Origin of the sequence: Streptomyces graminilatus (genome assembly GCF_001418565.1) — a bacterium.
Taxonomy (GTDB): domain Bacteria; phylum Actinomycetota; class Actinomycetes; order Streptomycetales; family Streptomycetaceae; genus Streptomyces; species Streptomyces graminilatus.
This window is the reverse complement of record NZ_LIQQ01000814.1, coordinates 1-1,231: the sequence shown is the minus strand read 5'-3', so window position 1 is coordinate 1,231 and position 1,231 is coordinate 1. Positions and strand designations below refer to the sequence as shown.

Genomic DNA, 1,231 nt, shown 5'->3' with positions numbered 1-1,231 from the left:
GCTCTCGGGTTCGAGCCCCCAACCGGCGTCCCCGGGCCGCCCGCCCGCCCTCAGGGCGCCCTCCTGCGGGTCGAGGCCGTACTTCACGTACCCGGCACGCGAGCCCAACACCCGGAAGCGCGGCCCGAGTTGGGCGGCGGTCGCGGAGACGTACAGATGGGTACGGACGCCGTTCGCGTGGGTGAGCGCGAGGAACGTGTCGTCGTCGGCCTCGGCGCCCTCGCGGCGGACGACCGTCTCGGCGTACACGGAGTCGACGGGGCCGAACAGAACCAGTGCCTGGTCGACGACATGACTGCCGAGGTCGTACAGCAGCCCGCCGAACTCCGCCGGGTCGCCGGACTCGCGCCAGCCGCCCTTGGTCTGTGGCCGCCACCGCTCGAACCGGGACTCGAACCGCCATACGTCACCCAGCGCGCCCTCGGCGAGGAGCCCCCGCAGGGTGCGGAAGTCGTGGTCCCAGCGGCGGTTCTGGAAGACGGACAGGAGCAGTCCCCGCTGGTCGGCGAGGGCGGCGAGGTCACGCGCCTCGGCGGCCGTGCCCGCGACCGGCTTGTCGACGACGACGGCGAGGCCTGCCTTGAGGGCGGCGGTGGCCAGCGGCACGTGCGTCTTGTTCGGCGACGCGATGACGACCAGGTCCAGCTCGTCGGCGCGCGCGAACAGCTCGTCCGGGGTGCCGGCGATCCGTGCCTCCGGGAAGGCGGCGCGGGCCTGCGCCTGCCGCTCGGGGTTGCCCGTGACGACCGTGTCGAGGACGAGGCCCTCGGTGGCGGCGATCAGCGGGGCGTGGAAGACGGAGCCCGCGAGACCGTAGCCGACGAGGCCTAGACGGAGGGGAGTGCCACCCGGGCGGGGAGCGTCACTCGGGCCGGGGGCGCCGGTCGTAGTCGTACCAGTCATGTCGTCCACTGTCGCATCACGCCGGGGAGTCCCGCCCCGGGCCATCGGGTTCGCCGAGCGGGACGCGTCGGCTCGGCGGCCCGGGGCGGCGAGGGGGCGGGCGTCGATGCGCCCGCCGATGCGCCCGCCGATCGGGCGTATTCGTGAGCCCGTTCGGGGCGCAGCCCCCGTCTCCCGGAGCGGTGCCGTCGGCCATCTCCACCTCTCCGGCATGGTCATGTGTTCATGCGACTGTGTACCTGCGCGACCGCCACCACGACTCTCACCGTGACTCTCACCGCGGCCATGACCGCCGCCCTTCTCGCCGCCCCCGGAGCCCTCGCCGCCC

1 protein-coding gene is annotated in these 1,231 nt (G+C 74.2%); it reads right to left on the bottom strand.

Annotated elements, in window-relative coordinates:
- The coding region (locus AOK08_RS41825) for a Gfo/Idh/MocA family protein (RefSeq protein ID WP_055535806.1) at positions 1-903 on the bottom strand (903 nt) is incomplete at its 3' end.
- Positions 904-1,231 lie beyond the last annotated feature (328 nt).